A 17,454-nucleotide genomic window follows, 5' to 3' on the forward strand; every position below is an offset into this window, starting at 1 on the left:
CCCCGCCCCGCCGTTCCTCGCCCTGCCCCGCCCCGGCAAGATCCGCGTGATCAGGGATTGAGTCGTGCGTGTCGTCGGTGTGTCGTGGTGAAAACTCCCTGATCACCCGGATCTTGGTGCAGGTGCAGGTGCAGGTGCAGGTGCGGGTGCGGGTGCGGGTGCGGGTGCGGGGGCGGGGGCGGGTGCGGGAAGCGGCGGGCAGGGCGGGGGAGTCGGTGGGTGGGCGTCAACTTGATCGTCTGCTGTTCCGCTGTTGGTACACGGCGTGTCGACCGGCCGGACAGCAGACGATCATGCTCCTTGGAGCGCCGTGCCCCGCCGTCGGAGGTCCTTCCTGGTGGTGACTTGATCGTCTGCGGTTCAGGCACCCGACACGCCGTACCCGGAGTGCCGCAACTGCAGACGATCATGACGACCGGGTCGGCCCGCTGACCGAGCCCTCAGCTTGGTGCACCCGGGCTCCCTGCCCCAGGTGCCCGAGCCTTCCCGTGGGGCGCCCCGAGCCGCCGGGCGCCGGTGTCAGAGCGGCCGGCGCCCACGCCAGCGCTACCCGACGCGTCCACCTGAGCCGCAGGGTGAATGCCGCGACCGCCCCAACGCCCGCCCCCAAGATCCCCGTGATCAGGGAGTTTCCGCCTCGACGCGCCGACGACACGCCCGACATACTCCCTGATCACGCGGATCTTGGAGGGAGAGGGAAGGGAGAGGGCGGGGTCAGGTGCGGTTGGATAGTTCGGCGTAGCCGCGCTCGATGGCGGGCAGGGCGACGGCCGGGCCGTACGCGGAGCGCATCGCCAGCGCGGCGGCGGCCGCCCCGTCGGCGTGACCGTCGCGGATCAGCCAGGCCAGCGCGGTCAGCCCGGTGTGCTGCTCGTGTACGAAGTCCACGCCGACCGGGGCACCGTGCCCGGGAACGACCAGGGTGTCCTCGCCGGTCAACCGCAGCAGCGCGGTCAGCGTCTCCGGCCACTCCAGTGGGTAGGACTCCTCGAACGCCGGCGGCCCGCTCTGCTCGACCAGGTCGCCGGCGACCACGACGTCGGCGTCGGGTACGTGCGCGACCAGGTCGCCGGCCGTGTGCCCGCGCCCCAGATGGTGCAGGTCGACCCGCCGGCCGCCGACGTCGACGGTGGACAGCAGGTGCACCGGGTGGGTCGGGGCCAGGATGGCGGTGCCGGCCAGTTCGGCGGCGAGCGCCGGCTCGGTCGGCAGCATCTCCTCGTACGCCCGGCGGCGTACTCCGGCGGCGTCGTCGGCGAGCAACCGCGCGGTCTCCTCGTGGGCGTAGATGGCGACCGGCAGGTCACCGGCGAGCGTGGCGTTGCCGAAGCAGTGGTCGAAGTGGTGGTGGGTGTTGACGATCGTCCACGGGGCGGTGGTGAGCTGTCGGGCGGCGACGGCGAGTTCGGCCGCCTGCGCCGCCGTCGACAGCGTGTCGACCAGCAGCGCCGCCCCGTCGCCGACCACCAGCGTCACGTTGACGTCGAGCAGTGGGTGGCGCAGGACGTAGACCCGGTCGGCGACCTCGGCGAAGGCGATCGTCACGACTCGTCGGGGCCGAAGGCCCGGGCGACGAACCGCTGCCGGTCGACGAGGATCCGTTCGACCCGCCCCTCGGCCACCGTGGTGTCCCCGTCGGTGACGACGATCTCGAACAGCAGCCGCCGCCCGTCGACCTTGGCCAACTGGGCGTGTGCGGTGACCCGGCGCCCGACCGGGGTCGGTGCCCGGTGGTCGAGTTCGACGCGGGTGCCCACCGTGGTCATTCCGGTCGGCATCCGCCGGGCCGTCGCGGCGACGGTGGCCGCCTCGGCCAGCGCGAGCACCCGCGGGGTGCCGAGCACGGGTACGTCACCCGAGCCGACCGCCTGCGCGGTGTCGGCGTCGGTGACGGTCAGTTCGACGTGTGCGGTGAGCCCGGGCGCGAAGCCTGGATCCGGCTGCTGCTCCATGCACCTCAGCGTAGGCGCTCCGATACGGTCGGGCCATCGTTGCCGGCACCCGACCGCGCCGATCCGCCGGTGCGGCCGCGGCGGGGCCGACCGGCCGGATCGGGCCGGTGCCGGAAGGTCGGCCGGTGACTGCCTTCGGGGTGGGATTGGCCCGCCGTTAACCTTGACCGCGATGGCCACCCTGTCCGATTCCCAGACCAGTCCGTTCCCGGAGCCGCCGGCCGCGCCGGATCCGCCCGTCCGCGACCCGTCGAGGCGGCGCCGGCTGATCGCGATGACCGTGTGGTCGGTCGCGTTCGTCGCCGGATGGCTGCTGATCGGTCTGCCGACGGATCCGCTGTACGCCTTCGTGTGGCTGTGGACCGCCACGATCGCGTGGAACAGCGAGCGGCCGTTCCGGTCGCACCTGGGGTTCGTCCGCGACTGGCTGCCGATCGTGGTCCTGCTGGCGCTGTACAACCTCTCCCGCGGCTTCGCCGACAACGGCGCGATCCCGTACTCCTTCGACCTGATCGTGGCCGACCGCCTGTTGATCGGCTGGGCCACCGGCGGCGAGGTGCCGACGATCTGGTTGCAGGAGCGGCTCTACGACCCGGACCGGATCCACTGGTGGGACGTCGCGGTGAGCTGGGTCTACTTCTCCCACTTCGTGGCCGCGTTGGCCGCCGCGGTGGTGCTGTGGATGACCAACCGGGCCCGCTGGGGCCAGTTCATGCGGCGCTGGGGATTCCTGTGCGCGACCGGCCTGGTGACCTATTTCCTCTACCCGGCGGCCCCGCCGTGGTGGGCGGCCCAGTACGGGCTGCTGGAGGACGTCGCCCGGATCTCCACCCGGGGCTGGCGGGCGTTCGGTATGCACGGCGCCGGCAACCTGCTCAATGCCGGCCAGATCGCCTCGAACCCGGTGGCCGCGATGCCGTCGCTGCACACCGCCTTCGCGTTGTTCGTCGTGGTGTTCTTCCTGGCCAACGTGCGCAAGAGGTGGTGGCCGCTGCTGCTGTCGTACCCGTTGGCGATGACGTTCACCCTGGTCTACGCGGGCGAGCACTACATCATCGACGTGCTGGTCGGCTGGCTGTACGTCGGGATGACGTTCGTCGTCGTCGGCCTCGGCGAACGCTGGTGGCGGGCCCGCAAGGCGCGCCGGGCCGTACCCGAGGAGCCGGCCCTGGCCGTCGACGCCGGCTCGCCGGCCGTCCGACCGGCCGCCGATCCGCTCGCGGAGCCGTCCGACCCACCGGCGCCGCCGGACCCGTCGGTGACGCCCGCCGGGCGATGAACTGCTGAACGCCCCGCACCGGGCCGGTGCGGGGCGTTTCGCGTTTCCGTCGACCGGGTCGCGGTCCGGCGGGTTCAGGCGGTGGGGAACGGTGCGGCGCCGGTGGCGCGGGCGTGGCGGGCGCGGGCGGTCAGGTCGGCGGCCATCGCCCACGCCTCCCGCAGGTCGCGGGAACCGGCCGCCGCGCTGGGGCCGCCGGCGGTGTCGGCGTAGACCGTCGCCAGCCCGAGCCGCCGCTGGAGGGGGCCCTGGATCACCCGTACGCTCTGGATCCGGGCGTACGGCACGACCATCACCAGACGGGTGATCGGCCCGGAGCGGACCGCGAACACCTCGTCGGTCAGCGCGGCGCCCATCACCGGCTGGGCGAACGGGTGCAGCCAGCGGGCCCGGGCCGGCGGCGTGGTCAGCGGCAGGGTGGCCAGGTCGACGCGGGGCAGCACCTCGTTCATGATCGACTGGGCGGTGGGCGGCACCCCGACCGGCAGCAGCCGGTCGGTCCCGCCGCTGTCGCCCTCGCCGACGCTGACCCCGGCGACGTGCAGCCGCAGGAGGAGCCAGCCCTTCGCCCGCCACAGCAGCGGCCAGGTGGCGACGATGGCCTGGACCCGGACCAGCGGCACGGTCTGGGCGCGGGTCTCGAGCAGGCCGTGGCGGACCCGCAGCCGCTCGTCCTCGCGGACGAGCCGGAAGTTCCAGTCGTCGACGACCCGGCGGACCGGCTGGAGCAAAACGCCGGCCAGTGCGGTCAGCCCGCTGGCGACGGCGATGAACGAGAACGAGGCCGCCGACAGGAACTGGTAGAGCACGAAGGCGACACCGAACGGCACCAGGAACGCCTGCGGCGTCAGCAGTTGACTGACCAGCAGGTCGCGGTTGGAGACCGCGTGCAGGTCGCGGCCGGCCACCTCGACCGGCTTGGTCGGCACCACCCCGGCCGGTCCCGGCGCCGGCATGCCGGGGCCGGGCGCCCCCTGCGGTACGCCGGCCGGTGCCACGGCGGGTGCGCCGGCCCGGCCGGCGAGGGTGAGCAGGCGCTCACGCAGCACGGCGGCGTCGGCGATCCGCAGGTAGGCCAGCGGCGCCTCGGTCTTGCCGCCGCCGACCACTTCGAGTCGCAGTTCGGCCAGTCCGGAGAGCCGGGCGAGCAGTGGGCGGACGACCTCGACGGCCTGGAGCCGTTCGAGCGGGATGGCCCGGGTACGCCGCCACAACAGCCCCTCGTGGATGCGCAACTCCCGCCCGACCACGTGGTAGCCGGTGTTGTACCAGCTCACGACGTAGAGGACGAGGGAGCCGAGCAGGAGCAGGACGACCATCAGCGCGAACCAGCCCAGGCCCACCCGGGACAGCGTCGACCACGACATCGCGGCGATGATCGCGAGCAGCGACTTGGCGCCGTGGAGGAACGGGCTCAGCGGGTGCAGCCGCTGCCGCGGCTCGACGCCGCCGGGCCCCGGTGCCGGGCCGACCCCGGGCGCCGCGCCCGGCACGGGCGGCACCCTGGCGCCGGGCCGGCCGCGGGCGTCGCGCCCGGCGCCGGGCCGGTTCCGGGCGCGGGCTGCGGGCCCGGACCGGGAGGAACCGGTCCCGGCGAGGGCTCGGGGTTCACAGGCCCTCCGCCCGGTCCTCGCCCAGGGCGGTGAGCCGGTCACGCAGCCGCGACGCCTCGGCCGGCCGCAGTCCCGGCACCTTGGCGTCACTGGCCGCCGCCGCGGTGTGCAGTTGCACGTTGGCGAGGTTGAACGCGCGTTCCAGGGGCCCGGCCGACACGTCGACGAACTGCATCCGCGCGTACGGCACGATGGACAGCCGGCGGACCAGCAGGCCGTGCCGGACGAGCAGGTCGTGGTCGCGTTCGGCGTAACCCCAGGCGCGTACGGCCCGGACGGTCGTGACGACCCGCACCAGGCCGAAGAGGGTGACCAGGCCGAACGCGAGCCCGAGCGTCCAGTGCCCGGACAGTGCCCAGGCGATCCCGACCCCGCCGAGCAGGAAGACCATCAGGATGGCGAGCCGCACCAACTCGACCCAGATCAGATCGCGTGAGACGGGCTGCCAGTCGACCGTGTCCGGCCACGGCTCCAGCGGGTCGAGCGGGCGCGCCGCCGGTGCGGCGGGAACGGGAGCGCCGTCGGTCACTTCGTCGTCCCCGTCGGCTCGGTCATCACGGAGTGCGCGGTCATCCTTCGAGCGTAGGCGATGGCGTGAACGGTGTGACGTCCCGCAGGAACCCGCGCGCCCCGAGGAAGTCACCGAGCGTCTCGCGGTGCGTGTCGCAGGCGAGCCAGGTCTTGCGCCGCTCCGGGGTGTGCAGTCTGGGGTTGTTCCACCGCAGCGCCCACTGCGCCGCGGCCCGGCAACCTTTCGCGGAGCACTCCGGTGTCTCGACCTGGGCAAGAGGATCGGCCATCGTCGCGAGTCTACGGGCGACGGGATGCCGGCGCGGGCACGGGGCGTCCACCGAGACACGCCGGGGCGGCGCAGGAGAATTTCAGCGCCGGGAGTTTCAGCACCGGAGAGTTTTTAGCGCCGGGCGGCCACGGGGGAAGCCGCCCGGCGACGGCTGCATCGTACACATCACCGACCCCTGTGTGTCTACCCTGGCGGGACGCCGGTTCATCCGGTTCTCGAACCTGATTTCGGGTTCTCGCCGTCCGGGCGGTCGCGGCGGCGTGTAAGTCTTAAGGCCGCAGCCGCTCCACAGACTGCCGCAGTAACGTCAGACCGACGCACGGACTTCCAGCCCGATATACGCGAACCCGCCTCGGAGGACCGGTGGCCCAGCCGACCACGCCCGACACCCCGACCGACGCCGCCAACGGCGGCCCGCCCACCCGCAGCGGCCCGCCGGCCGGTCCGCTGACCAAGGGCACCAGCACCCCGGCGGAGGACGCCACCCTGCTCGAGCGCGCCCTCTTCGAGGTCAAGCGGGTCATCGTCGGCCAGGACCGGATGGTCGAGCGGATGTTCGTGGCGCTGCTCGCCCGTGGCCACTGCCTGCTGGAGGGCGTACCCGGGGTGGCCAAGACGCTCGCGGTCGAGACGCTGGCCAAGGTCGTCGGCGGCAGCTTCGCCCGGGTGCAGTTCACCCCCGACCTGGTGCCGGCCGACATCGTCGGCACCCGGATCTACCGGCAGGGCAGCGAGAAGTTCGACGTGGAGCTGGGGCCGGTCTTCGTCAACTTCCTGCTCGCCGACGAGATCAACCGGGCGCCGGCGAAGGTGCAGTCGGCGCTGCTGGAGGTGATGGCCGAGAAGCAGGTGTCGATCGGCGGAACCACGCACCGGGTGCCCGACCCGTTCCTGGTCATGGCTACCCAGAACCCGATCGAGCAGGAGGGCGTCTACCCGCTGCCGGAGGCGCAGCGCGACCGCTTCCTCATGAAGATCCTGGTCGGCTACCCGACCGACGCGGAGGAACGCGAGATCGTCTACCGGATGGGAATCAGCGCCCCCGAACCCGACCCGGTGTTCACCTCCACCGACCTGATCGGGCTCCAGCGCAAGGCCGACCAGGTGTTCGTGCACAACGCGCTGGTCGACTACACCGTACGGCTGGTGCTGGCCACCCGGTCGCCGGCCGAGCACGGCCTGGCCGACATCGCCCCGCTGATCCAGTACGGCGCCAGCCCGCGCGCCTCGCTCGGCATCGTGCGCGCCACCCGGGCCCTGGCGCTGATGCGCGGCCGCGACTACGCGCTGCCGCAGGACGTGCAGGACATCGCGCCGGACATCCTGCGGCACCGGCTGGTGCTCAGCTACGACGCGCTGGCCGACGACATTCCGGCCGACCACGTCGTCAACCGGATCATGGCCACGATCCCGCTGCCGTCGGTCGCGCCCCGGCAGAACTCGGCGCCGCAGACCGTGCCGGCCGGGCCGGGTCAGCCGGCCGGATGGCCCGGGCGGCTGCCGTGACCCCAGCCGGCAGCCCGCCCGTCCCCCACCTGACCGGGGGCGGCGGCTCCGGCCGGGCCGAGGCCGTACTGTCCAAGCTGCAACTGCTGGTCACCCGCAAGCTCGACGGCCTGCTACAAGGCGACTACATCGGGCTGCTGCCGGGGCCGGGCACCGAGGCGGGGGAGTCCCGCGAATACCGGCCCGGTGACGACGTACGGCGGATGGACTGGCCGGTCACCGCCCGCACCACCGTCCCGCACGTGCGGCGTACGGTCGCCGACCGCGAGCTGGAGACGTGGCTGGCCGTTGACCTGTCGGCGAGTCTCGACTTCGGCACCGCCCGGTGGCTCAAGCGCGACCTGGTCGTGGCCGCCGCCGCGGCGGTGTCACACCTGACGGTCCGGGGCGGCAACCGGATCGGCGCGGTCGTCGGCACCGGCGAGGGCACGCCGGTACGGCTGCCGGCCCGGCCCGGCCGCAAGGAGGCGCAGGGCCTGCTGCGCGCCATCGTCGGCACGCGGGTACGCCCCGGTCGCAGCGACCTGGGCGCGCTGGTCGACCTGCTCAACCGGCCGCCCCGGCGGCGGGGCGTGGCGGTGGTGATCTCCGACTTCCTCACCCCGCCGGAGCAGTGGGGCCGGCCGATACGCAAGCTGGCGCTGCGGCACGACGTACTCGCGATCGAGGTCGTCGACCCGCGCGAGCTGGAGCTGCCCGACGTCGGGGTGATCGCGCTCGTCGACCCCGAGACCGGCGAACTGCACGAGGTGCAGACCGCCGACCCGAAGCTGCGCCGCCGCTACGCCGAGGCGGCCTCGGCGCAGCGCACCGCCATCGCCCACCAACTGCGCGCCTCGGGCGCGGCCCACCTGCGGCTGCGGACCGACTCCGACTGGCTGCTCGACATGGTCAAGTTCGTCGCCGCGCAGCGACACGCCCGCACCAGAGGGACCACACGATGATCCGTTTCCTGCAACCGTGGTGGCTGCTCGCCGTGCTGCCGGTGCTCGCCGTCGCGGGCGCGTACGTGTGGCGCCAGTTCCGGCGCCGGTCGTACGCCGTCCGGTTCACCAACGTCGACCTGCTGCGCACGCTGGCGCCCAAGGGGCTCGGCTGGCGACGGCACGTGGCGGCCGCCGCGTTCCTGCTCAGCCTCCTGACGCTGGCGACCGCGATGGCCCGGCCGTCGGTCGACACCGAGGAACCGCTGGAGCGGGCCACCATCATGCTCGCGATCGACGTGTCGCTGTCGATGGAGGCCGGCGACGTCGAACCGAGCCGGATCGAGGCGGCGCAGGAGGCGGCCAAGGAGTTCGTCGCCGAGCTGCCGGAGACCTACAACCTGGGGCTGGTGGCGTTCGCCAAGTCCGCGAACGTGCTCGTCCCGCCGACCAAGGACCGGCCGGCGGTGATCCAGGCGATCGACGGTCTGACGCTGGCCGAGGCGACCGCGACCGGTGAGGCGGTCTTCACCTGCCTGGAGGCGATCCGGTCGGTGCCGGCGGACGGGGCGCAGGGCATCCCGCCGGCCCGGATCGTGCTGCTCTCCGACGGCTACCGCACCTCGGGCCGGTCGATGGAGGAGGCCGCGGCGATGGCACAGTCGGCGAACGTGCCGGTGTCGACGATCGCGTTCGGCACCGACTCGGGCGAGGTCGAGATCGGCGGCCACCGCCAGCGGGTGCCGGTCGACCGGTTGGCGCTGGCCGAACTGGCCGAGACGACGCAGGGCTTCTTCTACGAGGCGGCGTCGGTCACCGAGCTGAAGCAGGTGTACGAGGACATGGGCAGCTCGATCGGGCACCGTACCGAGCCGCGCGAGGTGACCCAGTGGTACGCCGGAGTGGCGCTGCTGCTCGCACTGTCGGCGGCCGCCATGAGTCTGCTGTGGACGTCGCGGCTGCCGTGACGCGGACGTGGGCCGGTCGCGGGGATGCGCCTCGCGGCCGGCCCGACGTGTTTCGGCCCGGCGTGTCCCGGGCCGGCGGCCGGTTCAGCGCGGGCTGACCAGGACGACGACGACCAGGATCCAGACGGCGGCGAGGGTGAAGCCCAGCGGGGCGACGTAGCGGTTCATCGGGGTCTCCGGTGGCGACTGGCGCGGGACGTGGGGACACGCTGGGGTCAGTCGCGGCAGGGCGGCTCGCGGTGTCCGCACACGGGACCGGTCCCGGCGGCGGCCGGGGAGCGGGGGTGCGACGCGAGCGGGTGCGGGGTCGGCTCGGGCTGAGGCTGGCTCAGCGCGGCGGACCGTCGGCCCGGCCACGACTGAGAGGATCGCTATCTCGCACAGCGATCACCTCCATCGGTCGTGGGGAGCCGTGCAGACCGCGCCGATGCTACACCCGTCCCGCCGTGCCGCGGCGCTCACCGCGCCCTGATCCGTGTCGGCCGGCCCGTGATCCGCGTGATCAGGGAGCGCGTACCCCGACCCACCGGACGACACGCGGACCCGGTCCCTGATCACCAGGATCATGGGGGGCGGGTTACTGCTTACCTGTCGGTAGCGCCTAGTGTCCTTCGCGCACCCGTCGGAAGAACCGCTGGAGGAATGACCGTGCCGCGTACCGTGCTGGTGACCGGGGGAAACCGGGGGATCGGGCTGGCCATCGCCCAGGCGTTCGCCAAGCAGGGCGACCGGGTGGCGATCACGCACCGGGGTCGCTGGGCCGGGGCGGCCGACGGTGACAGCGGATACCACGAGGGCGTGTTCGGGGTCCGCTGCGACATCACCGACAGCGCCGCCGTCGACGCCGCCTTCACCGCCGTCGAGGCCGAGCTGGGGCCGGTCGAGGTGCTGGTCGCCAACGCCGGCATCACCGCCGACACACTGCTGCTGAGGATGTCCGAGGACGACTTCACCAGCGTCATCGACACCAACCTCAACGGGGCGTACCGGTGCGCCAAGCGGGCCGCCGGCAAGATGCTGCGCGCCAAGTGGGGCCGGATGATCTTCATCTCGTCCGTGGTCGGCCTGTTCGGCGGTCCCGGCCAGGTCAACTACGCGGCCAGCAAGGCCGGCCTGGTCGGCGTCGCCCGGTCGATCACCCGGGAGCTGGGCAGCCGTAACATCACCGCCAACGTGGTCGCCCCGGGATACATCGACACCGACATGACCGCGGCGCTGCCCGACGACCGCAAGGCCGAATACCGCAAGCTGATCCCGGCCGGCCGGTTCGCCGACCCCGACGAGGTCGCCGGGGTGGTCACCTGGCTGGCCGGCGACACTGCCGGCTACATCTCCGGCGCCGTCATCCCGGTCGACGGCGGCCTGGGCATGGGTCACTGACGAAGACGGAGGATCTGTACGTGTCTGGACTGCTGGCCGGAAAGCGGCTGCTCGTCACCGGCGTCATCACCGACGCGTCGATCGCGTTCTCGGTCGCCAAGCTGGCCCAGGAGAACGGCGCACAGGTCGTGCTCACCGGCTTCGGCCGGATGTCGCTGGTCGAGCGGATCGCCAAGCGGCTGCCCGAGGCCGCGCCGGTGATCGAGCTGGACGTCACCAACGAGGAGCACCTGGCCGGCCTGGCCGACAAGGTGCGCGAGCACGTCGACGGCCTCGACGGGGTCGTCCACTCGATCGGCTTCGCCCCGCAGAGCTGCCTCGGCGGCGGCTTCCTCAGCGCGCCCTGGGAGGACGTGGCGACGGCACTGCACGTGTCGACGTACTCGTACAAGTCGCTCGCGATGGCGGCACTGCCGCTGATGGGCCCGGGCGGCGCGGTCGTCGGGCTGACCTTCGACGCGACCAAGGCGTGGCCGGTCTACGACTGGATGGGCGTGGCAAAGGCCGGCCTGGAGTCGGCGTCCCGCTACCTGGCGCTGCACCTCGGTCCGAAGGGCATCCGCAGCAACCTGGTGTCGGCCGGCCCGCTGCGCACCATGGCGGCGAAGTCGATTCCCGGCTTCGAGCAGTTCGAGGACGCCTGGGCGGACCGGGCCCCGCTGGGCTGGAACCTGACCGACCAGGAGCCGGCCGCCCGGGCCTGCCTGGCACTGCTGTCCGACTGGTTCCCGGCCACCACCGGCGAGATCGTGCACGTCGACGGCGGCTACCACGCGCTGGGCGCCTGACCGGGCGGTGAAACCCGCCACGATCGCCGCCGGCCGGGCCGCCCTGGCGACCGGCCGGCGGCGTCGCGGGACAGAATGGGGACCATGCCGTACGACGCACTGGTGGTGGTCTCCTTCGGCGGGCCCGAGCGCCCCGACGACGTCCTGCCGTTCCTGGCCAATGTGACCCGGGGGCGGGGCGTGCCGCCGGAGCGGCTGGCCGAGGTCGCCGAGCACTACCAGCACTTCGGCGGCGTGTCGCCGATCAACCAGCAGTGCCGTGACCTGATCGCCGCGATCCGCGCCGACCTCGCCGCGAACGGCGTCGACCTGCCGGTCTACTGGGGCAACCGCAACTGGCACCCGATGCTGGCCGACACCGTGGCACGGATGCGCGACGACGGCGTACGGCACGCCCTCGCCTTCGTCACCAGCGCCTACGCCGGCTACTCGTCGTGCCGGCAGTACCTGGACGACATCGCCGCCGCCCGGGCCGCCGTCGGACCCGACGCGCCCCTGATCGACAAATTGCGTCAGTTCTGGGACCACCCCGGATTCGTCGAACCGCACGCCGACGCCGTACGCGCCGCGCTCGGCACCCTCGACCCGGCCCGACGTGGCAGCACCCGGATCGTCTTCACCGCCCACTCGATCCCGACCTCGATGGCGGCGGGCGCCGGCCCCGAAGGCGGCCGCTACCAGGCGCAACTGCACGAGACCGCCGGGCTGGTCGCCGCGGCCGCCGCCCCCGGCCTGCCGTACGACCTGGTCTGGCAGAGCCGGTCCGGGCCGCCGCACGTGCCGTGGCTCGAACCGGACGTCAACGACCACCTGCGCCAGTTGGCCGCCACCGGCACCACCGGCGTCGTGGTCAGCCCGATCGGCTTCGTCTCCGACCACCTCGAGGTGGTGTGGGACCTCGACACCGAGGCCGCCGCCACGGCCAAGGAGGTCGGTCTCGACTTCGTCCGGGCCGGCACCCCGGGCACCGACCCGAGGTTCGTCACGATGGTCCGCGAACTCGTCGCGGAGCGCGGCGTCGGCGCGGCTCACCCGGGTGACACCGCCCCGCGACGCCGGCTCGGTACGCTCCCGGTCTGGGACACCTGCCCCGGCTGCTGCGCACCCGCCCGCCGACCGTGACACCGTTGGAGACCCGATGAGCGACCGCAAGCCGGTGGAGAGCTGGCTGACCGACATGGACGGCGTGCTGGTGCACGAGGGGCAGCCGGTGCCCGGGGCGCCCGAGTTCATCAACCGGCTGCGTTCGTCCGGCAAGCCGTTCCTGGTACTGACCAACAACTCGATCTACACGCCGCGTGATCTCCAGGCCCGGCTCACCCGGATGGGCTTCGACGTGCCCGAGCACGCCATCTGGACGGCGGCGCTGGCCACCGCCCAGTTCCTCGCCGACCAGCGGCCGGGCGGCACCGCGTACGTCATCGGCGAAGCCGGACTCACCACCGCGATGCACGCGGTCGGCTACATCCTGACCGACTTCGCCCCCGACTACGTGGTGCTCGGCGAGACCCGCACCTACAGCTTCGAGGCGATCACCAAGGCGGTCCGCCTGATCAACGACGGGGCCCGGTTCATCTGCACCAACCCCGACCCGACCGGTCCGTCGATCGAGGGCGCCCTGCCGGCGGCCGGCTCGGTCGCCGCGATGATCTCCAAGGCGACCGGGGTCGAGCCGTACTTCGTCGGCAAGCCCAACCCGATGATGATGCGGTCGGCGCTCAACGTGATCGAGGCGCATTCCGAGACGACCGCGATGATCGGCGACCGGATGGACACCGACATCCTCTGCGGCCTCGAGGCCGGGCTGGAGACGGTGCTGGTGCTGACCGGTATCAGCACCCGCACCGAGGCGGAGCGCTACCCCTACCGCCCGTCCCGCATCGTCGGCTCGGTCGCGGATCTGATCGACGAGATCTGACCCCGCCGCCCCGCCCCGCCTCCGCTGCCGCCATGGCGCCCCGTTGCGTTGATCAAGGAGTTGTTGAGCGACAAAAGGGTGGATCGCGGGCACGACTTCTCCGTGATCGTGGCGGTCGTGGCGCCCTGGTCCGGCCATACGCGTCCTGGTCCGGCCATAACGGGCAACCAGGCCTATCGGTTCACGGCGGTGGTCGGCGGCCGCGACCTGGCCCCCGGCCGGGAGCCGACGGGGCTGGCGCGGTATCGCTGTCGCGCCTCACAGCGAATTCGCTGTACAAACAGCGAATTCGCTGTGGCCGCCAACAGCATTATGTGGCCGGATCGTTCGTACCCTGCCGCCGCCTGCCAGCCACGCGCTGCTGACATCACCGCCCGTCGCCCACCCGGTCGGCCGGCGACTCGTTGCTCGGAGCCGGGGAGACGACCGGTACCGTCCGGCGGCGGCGCCCCGAACATCGCCCTGGCCGGCAAGGGACACCTGGCAGCAGGCCGGCGCCGGCCAGCGCGACCGCGCCAGCGCCAGCCAGCCAGCGCGCGGTCGGGCCAGTGCCCAGTGCCGTTCAGGCCAGCGCGCGGTCGGGCCGGCGCCGGCCGGACAGCCCGCACAGCCTGCACAGCGGGGAAGTGCGCTCCGTGCGCGTCCGGGGCGCGCCGAGGGTCCGGGAAGCGTCAGGCGCTCAGGGGGGCGTTGCAGGCGGCGACGAGGGCGCGGCGGCAGGCGGTGGTCAGCGGGCGTAGTGCCGCGTCACGCTGCTGCGCCTCGTAGCCGTTGATCGCTCCGCCGGGTGCCGCGTGCTCGGCGAGCGCGAGGACCCGGTCGAGCACGCTGGCCCGGGCGAACAGCCGGCGGGCCCGGGGGTCGAAACCGGGCGGAAGGTCGGTGGCGCTGTCGGGCTTGCGCAGCGCCGCCAGCGCCCCGGCCAGCTCCGGCCGCCAGTGGGCCACGTCGAGGCGGGTCAGGGTGGCGGTCGCCTCGGCCAGGGCCACCGACAGTTCGGCCTCGGCTTCGGCGGCGCTGGGGGCGCCGAGACCGGCGGTGTGCGCCTCCTCGGGCAGCGGATAGACCCGCCACAGCACCGTCTCGAAGGTCATGCCCGAGCCGGACGTGTGGCTGCGTACCTCGGGAATGAGTCCGAGGCCGCGGGCGACGACGGCCTCGCCGGCGACCAGGGCGGCGCCGGCGAACGGCCCGGGGCCGGGCAGGCCGCGCGGGTCGCCGGGGGCGGGCAGGGCCAGCCGGATCTCGTCGGGCGACAGCTTCGACAGGGTGGGCAGGGCGTCGCGGAGCGGCAGGTCGGTCCACGCGCCGGGTGCGTCCGCGACCAGGTGCTCCTCGTCGCCGGCGATTTCGTCGGCAACCTCGTCGTATGGCACCAGCCCGGCTCGCCATGCCCGTACCCAGGCCACGAACCGGCTCGAACGACGCACAGCGAGGGTCGCCGCGCCTGCTGCGGGGGACATGCGAGCAAGGGTACGTGGTGCCCGCCGGCCCTGTCTCGACAGCGGCGCGTCGAAATGACCGTCGTGATGTGGCCGGCTAGCGTCGGCGGGATGTATGGGGAGGACGTGCTGGCGGGTGACTGGCGGCGACGGCGGGTGACGCCGGAGGTCGACGCCGAGCCCGACCTTGTCGTGGAGGACGCCGATTCCGGGTTCTGTGGCGCGGTCGTCGGGTTCGAGTCCGGGGCCGTGGTACTGGAGGACCGGCACGGGCGGCGCCGCAACTTTCCGCTGCTGCCGGCGGCGTTCCTGCTCGACGGCCGCCCGGTGACGCTGCGCCGGCCGGCTTCGGCGGCGGCGCCGGCCGCCCGGCGGCGGACCGCCTCGGGGTCGGTGGCGGTCGCGGGCGTACGGGCGCAGGTGGCCAAGGCCAGCCGAATCTGGGTCGAGGGCATCCACGACGCGGCGCTGGTCGAGCGGATCTGGGGCGACGACCTGCGGATCGAGGGCGTCGTCGTGGAGCCGCTGGACGGCATCGACGACCTGGAGGCCGAGGTACGCCGGTTCGGGCCCGGTCCGGACCGGCGGCTGGGGGTGCTCGTCGACCATCTCGTGCCGGGGTCGAAGGAGAGCCGGATCGTGGCCGCGGTGACATCGCCGTACGTGCTGGTGACCGGTCACCCGTACGTCGACGTGTGGCAGGCGGTGAAGCCGGCGAAGGTGGGTATCCGGGCGTGGCCGCAGGTGCCGCCGGGCCGGCCGTGGAAGGAGGGCGTGTGCGCCGCCCTCGGGGTGGCCGAGCCGGCCGACATGTGGCGACACATCCTGAGCCGGGTGGACAGCTTCCACGACGTGGAGACGCCGCTGATCAACGCCATGGAGCGGTTGATCGACTTCGTGACCGTGCCGCAGGATTGACAGCGCCGGACCCCCGGCTCGGCGTCAGGCCAGCCGGTCGGGGTCGCGGGTGAAGACGAACGTGGCGATGTCGAGGGCCCGGGGGGTGCCGTCGGCGTCGCGGCGTACGGCCAGGATCTCGCCGTCGTTGCTGCCCGAGCGGCCGCGCCAGCGGTCGGTGCCTTCCGGGGTGAACCGCCACGCGGTGGCGGCCGGCTGGTCGATCCGGCTGAGCACGAGTTCGCCGTCGCGCCACGCCGCCTGGACCTCGCGCCCCATCCACCACCAGCGGCCGGCCAGTTCGGCGGCCTCGGCCGGCGGCGGCGCGGTGTTGGCCCGCCACGGCCGGGGCGGTTCGGGTTCGGTGTCGAGCACCATGGTCAGCAGGTCCTGGGCGAGCCCGCCGAGCGAGCCGGTACGCAGCCCGTACGCGTTGGCGTAGCCGACGACGGCGGTGCGCGACGGGCGGTGCACGGCGAGCGCGGCGAGGTAGCCGGGCATCGAGCCGCCGTGGCCGACGTAGACCCGGTCACCGGTCCGGTAGAGCTCGAAGCCGAGGCCGTGGCCGCTGGTCCACGAGTCGAGATCGCTGATCACGACCGGCGCGGTCATCTCGGTGAGCGTGGCGGGGGCGAGTACGGCGGGGTCGGGCTCGGCGAGGAACGCCGCCCAGCGGGCCAGGTCGGCCGTTGTCGACCAGAGTTGCCCGGCCGGTGCCATCGCACCGGTGTCGGTGCGTGGTTCCTCGCGCAGCGTCTCGTGCCAGGGGTGTACGACGTAGCCGTGGGCGAACGGCTCGGTCGGGTGGTAGGTGGTGCGGTGCAGGCCGAGCGGTTCGAGCAGCCGTTCGCCGAGCACGGTTGCCCACGGCTTTCCGGTGATCCGTTCGATCACCCCGCCGAGCAGCCCGTACGCCAGGTTGGAGTAGTGGTAGGTGCGGTGCGGCGGGTAGGCGAGCTTGTCGGCGGTGAGGTTGCCCAGCAGGGTGTCGAGGTCGGTGCCGGCGGACCGTTCCCACCAGTCGCCCTCGGGTTCGCGTTGCAGCCCGGAGGCGTGGCCGAGCAGTTGCCGCAGGGTGACCGTGCCGACCGGGGTGCCCGGCAGGTGCCGGTCCAGCGGGTCGTCGAGTGCGACCCGGCCCTCGTCGCGCAACTGCATGATCAGTACGGCGGTCATCGTCTTGCTGATCGAGCCGATCCGGTACTGGCGGTGCGGGTCGGGGGCCGGCTCCTCGCCCGCGCCGGCGAAGTGGACCATGGTGCCGTTCCGGACGACGGCCATGATCAGCGACGGCGCGCGGCCGTCCGCCTGGGCCCGCGCGACGGTGCTGTCGATGCGTCGGGCGGTCTCGGGTAGCAGCGACACGGCGGCGGAACTCCTCGGCTCGGGCGGCCCCACAACGTTACCGTCACGCGCAGAAGTGGTCTCCTGTTGCCACTACGTGACACGATCGATGAGTGGAAGCTGTGCTCTGGATCGTGTTGGGTGTCGTGCTGGCGGTGGCCGAGATCTTCACCGTGAGCCTGTTCCTCATCATGTTCGCGGTCGGCGCGTTCGCCGCTGCGGGCGCGGCGGCGCTCGGCGCCTCCGTGCCGGTGCAGGCGTTGGTGTTCGCGGTGGTGTCGGCGCTGACCCTGGCCGCCAGCCGGCCGGCCGTGCGCCGGCACCGGGAGAAGACGGCGGAGACCGACCAGGAGGGGTTCGGCCTGCAGGCGATCGAGGGGTCGAACGCCCTGGTTCTCGAGCAGGTCGACGCCGATGGTGGAATGGTCAAGATCGACGGAGAGATGTGGACCGCGCGGTCGTACGACGGGACGCAGACCTTCGCGCCCGGTGAACGGGTCCGCGTGATCGAGGTCAAGGGCGTGACCGCCATGGTCTGGCGCGACGACATATGACGGCGGTGCCGCGGGCACCGCGACCAGGTGGGGATGACGGCGGTGCCGGAGGCGCCGCAGCTACATACATAGGGGATGACGGCGGTGC

18 protein-coding genes are annotated in these 17,454 nt (G+C 73.0%); 10 read left to right on the plus strand and 8 right to left on the minus strand.

The window, feature by feature from the left end:
* Positions 1–714: 714 nt before the first annotated feature.
* Together QCD66_RS10350 and QCD66_RS10355 are read right to left on the minus strand one after the other, a co-directional pair.
* Positions 715–1,545: an MBL fold metallo-hydrolase gene (locus tag QCD66_RS10350; protein WP_364215210.1), complete on the minus strand. Its 831-nt coding sequence runs from the start codon at positions 1,543–1,545 to the stop codon at positions 715–717.
* Positions 1,542–1,952, minus strand: coding sequence for a thioesterase, FlK family (locus tag QCD66_RS10355; protein ID WP_357539584.1), 411 nt, complete (start codon positions 1,950–1,952; stop codon positions 1,542–1,544). The genes QCD66_RS10350 and QCD66_RS10355 overlap by 4 nt, the downstream gene beginning before the upstream one ends.
* A 172-nt stretch (positions 1,953–2,124) precedes the next feature.
* Here QCD66_RS10355 and QCD66_RS10360 point away from each other — a divergent pair, with 172 nt between their 5' ends.
* Positions 2,125–3,231 carry a phosphatase PAP2 family protein gene (locus QCD66_RS10360; RefSeq protein ID WP_375737201.1) on the plus strand — a complete coding sequence of 369 codons (1,107 nt, stop codon included), beginning with the start codon at positions 2,125–2,127 and terminating at the stop codon, positions 3,229–3,231.
* Positions 3,232–3,305: 74 nt separating this feature from the next.
* Here the strand turns inward: QCD66_RS10360 and QCD66_RS10365 are convergent, their stop codons facing one another.
* The 3 genes from QCD66_RS10365 to QCD66_RS10375 form a co-directional block, all read right to left on the minus strand.
* Positions 3,306–4,724 (minus strand): PH domain-containing protein, encoded by a 1,419-nt coding sequence (locus QCD66_RS10365; protein WP_407567093.1) that lies wholly within the window; start codon positions 4,722–4,724, stop codon positions 3,306–3,308.
* 115 nt (positions 4,725–4,839) lie between these two features.
* On the minus strand, positions 4,840–5,373 hold the full coding sequence (locus QCD66_RS10370) for a PH domain-containing protein (RefSeq protein ID WP_357539579.1): 534 nt from the start codon (positions 5,371–5,373) through the stop codon (positions 4,840–4,842).
* Positions 5,374–5,413: 40 nt separating this feature from the next.
* Positions 5,414–5,644, minus strand: coding sequence for a hypothetical protein (locus QCD66_RS10375; protein ID WP_375736701.1), 231 nt, complete (start codon positions 5,642–5,644; stop codon positions 5,414–5,416).
* A gap of 365 nt (positions 5,645–6,009) precedes the next feature.
* On the opposite strand from QCD66_RS10375, the gene QCD66_RS10380 reads away from it, so the two are divergent.
* The 3 genes from QCD66_RS10380 to QCD66_RS10390 are packed head-to-tail and all read left to right on the plus strand — an operon-like array spanning position 6,010 to position 9,043.
* The gene (locus QCD66_RS10380) at positions 6,010–7,152 is read left to right on the plus strand and encodes an AAA family ATPase (protein ID WP_407567094.1); all 1,143 of its coding nucleotides are present in this window, start codon (positions 6,010–6,012) and stop codon (positions 7,150–7,152) included.
* Positions 7,131–8,096: a DUF58 domain-containing protein gene (locus tag QCD66_RS10385; protein ID WP_375736699.1), complete on the plus strand. Its 966-nt coding sequence runs from the start codon at positions 7,131–7,133 to the stop codon at positions 8,094–8,096. Before QCD66_RS10380 ends, QCD66_RS10385 begins: the two co-directional genes overlap by 22 nt.
* Positions 8,093–9,043 carry a VWA domain-containing protein gene (locus QCD66_RS10390; protein WP_364215189.1) on the plus strand — a complete coding sequence of 317 codons (951 nt, stop codon included), beginning with the start codon at positions 8,093–8,095 and terminating at the stop codon, positions 9,041–9,043. The genes QCD66_RS10385 and QCD66_RS10390 overlap by 4 nt, the downstream gene beginning before the upstream one ends.
* 84 nt (positions 9,044–9,127) lie before the next feature.
* Here QCD66_RS10390 and QCD66_RS10395 read toward each other — a convergent pair whose 3' ends face one another.
* Positions 9,128–9,292, minus strand: coding sequence for a hypothetical protein (locus tag QCD66_RS10395; RefSeq protein WP_364215186.1), 165 nt, complete (start codon positions 9,290–9,292; stop codon positions 9,128–9,130).
* Positions 9,293–9,691: 399 nt separating this feature from the next.
* Here QCD66_RS10395 and QCD66_RS10400 point away from each other — a divergent pair, with 399 nt between their 5' ends.
* The 4 genes from QCD66_RS10400 to QCD66_RS10415 all read left to right on the plus strand — a co-directional run bounded on the left by QCD66_RS10400 (position 9,692) and on the right by QCD66_RS10415 (position 13,129).
* Positions 9,692–10,423 carry a beta-ketoacyl-ACP reductase gene (locus tag QCD66_RS10400; protein ID WP_364215183.1) on the plus strand — a complete coding sequence of 244 codons (732 nt, stop codon included), beginning with the start codon at positions 9,692–9,694 and terminating at the stop codon, positions 10,421–10,423.
* Positions 10,424–10,443: 20 nt separating this feature from the next.
* Positions 10,444–11,211 (plus strand): enoyl-ACP reductase FabI, encoded by a 768-nt coding sequence (gene fabI / locus QCD66_RS10405; protein ID WP_364215180.1) that lies wholly within the window; start codon positions 10,444–10,446, stop codon positions 11,209–11,211.
* Between the two features lie 84 nt (positions 11,212–11,295).
* Positions 11,296–12,333 carry a ferrochelatase gene (locus QCD66_RS10410; protein WP_375736698.1) on the plus strand — a complete coding sequence of 346 codons (1,038 nt, stop codon included), beginning with the start codon at positions 11,296–11,298 and terminating at the stop codon, positions 12,331–12,333.
* Between the two features lie 16 nt (positions 12,334–12,349).
* Entirely contained in the window at positions 12,350–13,129 is a 780-nt protein-coding gene (locus tag QCD66_RS10415; RefSeq protein WP_212820657.1) for an HAD-IIA family hydrolase, read from the plus strand.
* A gap of 671 nt (positions 13,130–13,800) precedes the next feature.
* On the opposite strand, the gene QCD66_RS10420 is transcribed toward QCD66_RS10415, so the two are convergent.
* Complete coding sequence (locus QCD66_RS10420) at positions 13,801–14,592, minus strand: hypothetical protein (RefSeq protein WP_364215171.1); 792 nt, start codon at positions 14,590–14,592, stop codon at positions 13,801–13,803.
* 90 nt (positions 14,593–14,682) lie between these two features.
* Between QCD66_RS10420 and QCD66_RS10425 the strand changes: the two genes are divergently transcribed.
* A complete protein-coding gene (locus tag QCD66_RS10425; protein WP_375736697.1) occupies positions 14,683–15,489 on the plus strand; it encodes a DUF3097 domain-containing protein in 807 nt (268 codons plus the stop codon).
* 24 nt (positions 15,490–15,513) lie between these two features.
* Here QCD66_RS10425 and QCD66_RS10430 read toward each other — a convergent pair whose 3' ends face one another.
* The gene (locus QCD66_RS10430) at positions 15,514–16,833 is read right to left on the minus strand and encodes a serine hydrolase domain-containing protein (protein ID WP_375736696.1); all 1,320 of its coding nucleotides are present in this window, start codon (positions 16,831–16,833) and stop codon (positions 15,514–15,516) included.
* Positions 16,834–16,925: 92 nt separating this feature from the next.
* Between QCD66_RS10430 and QCD66_RS10435 the strand changes: the two genes are divergently transcribed.
* The gene (locus QCD66_RS10435) at positions 16,926–17,366 is read left to right on the plus strand and encodes an NfeD family protein (protein WP_375736695.1); all 441 of its coding nucleotides are present in this window, start codon (positions 16,926–16,928) and stop codon (positions 17,364–17,366) included.
* Positions 17,367–17,454: the final 88 nt, after the last annotated feature.

It is taken from the genome of Polymorphospora sp. A560 (genome assembly GCF_045781765.1).
Taxonomy (GTDB): Bacteria; Actinomycetota; Actinomycetes; order Mycobacteriales; family Micromonosporaceae; genus Polymorphospora; species Polymorphospora lycopeni.

Coding starts and splice junctions, on each gene's coding strand:
- QCD66_RS10355 (WP_357539584.1), bottom strand. CDS start 1,952: ATGGAGCAGCAGCCGGATCCAGGCTTCGCGCCCGGGCTCACCGCACAC.
- QCD66_RS10360 (WP_375737201.1), top strand. CDS start 2,125: ATGGCCACCCTGTCCGATTCCCAGACCAGTCCGTTCCCGGAGCCGCCG.
- QCD66_RS10375 (WP_375736701.1), bottom strand. CDS start 5,644: ATGGCCGATCCTCTTGCCCAGGTCGAGACACCGGAGTGCTCCGCGAAA.
- QCD66_RS10385 (WP_375736699.1), top strand. CDS start 7,131: ATGGCCCGGGCGGCTGCCGTGACCCCAGCCGGCAGCCCGCCCGTCCCC.
- QCD66_RS10390 (WP_364215189.1), top strand. CDS start 8,093: ATGATCCGTTTCCTGCAACCGTGGTGGCTGCTCGCCGTGCTGCCGGTG.
- QCD66_RS10410 (WP_375736698.1), top strand. CDS start 11,296: ATGCCGTACGACGCACTGGTGGTGGTCTCCTTCGGCGGGCCCGAGCGC.
- QCD66_RS10415 (WP_212820657.1), top strand. CDS start 12,350: ATGAGCGACCGCAAGCCGGTGGAGAGCTGGCTGACCGACATGGACGGC.
- QCD66_RS10420 (WP_364215171.1), bottom strand. CDS start 14,592: ATGTCCCCCGCAGCAGGCGCGGCGACCCTCGCTGTGCGTCGTTCGAGC.
- QCD66_RS10425 (WP_375736697.1), top strand. CDS start 14,683: ATGTATGGGGAGGACGTGCTGGCGGGTGACTGGCGGCGACGGCGGGTG.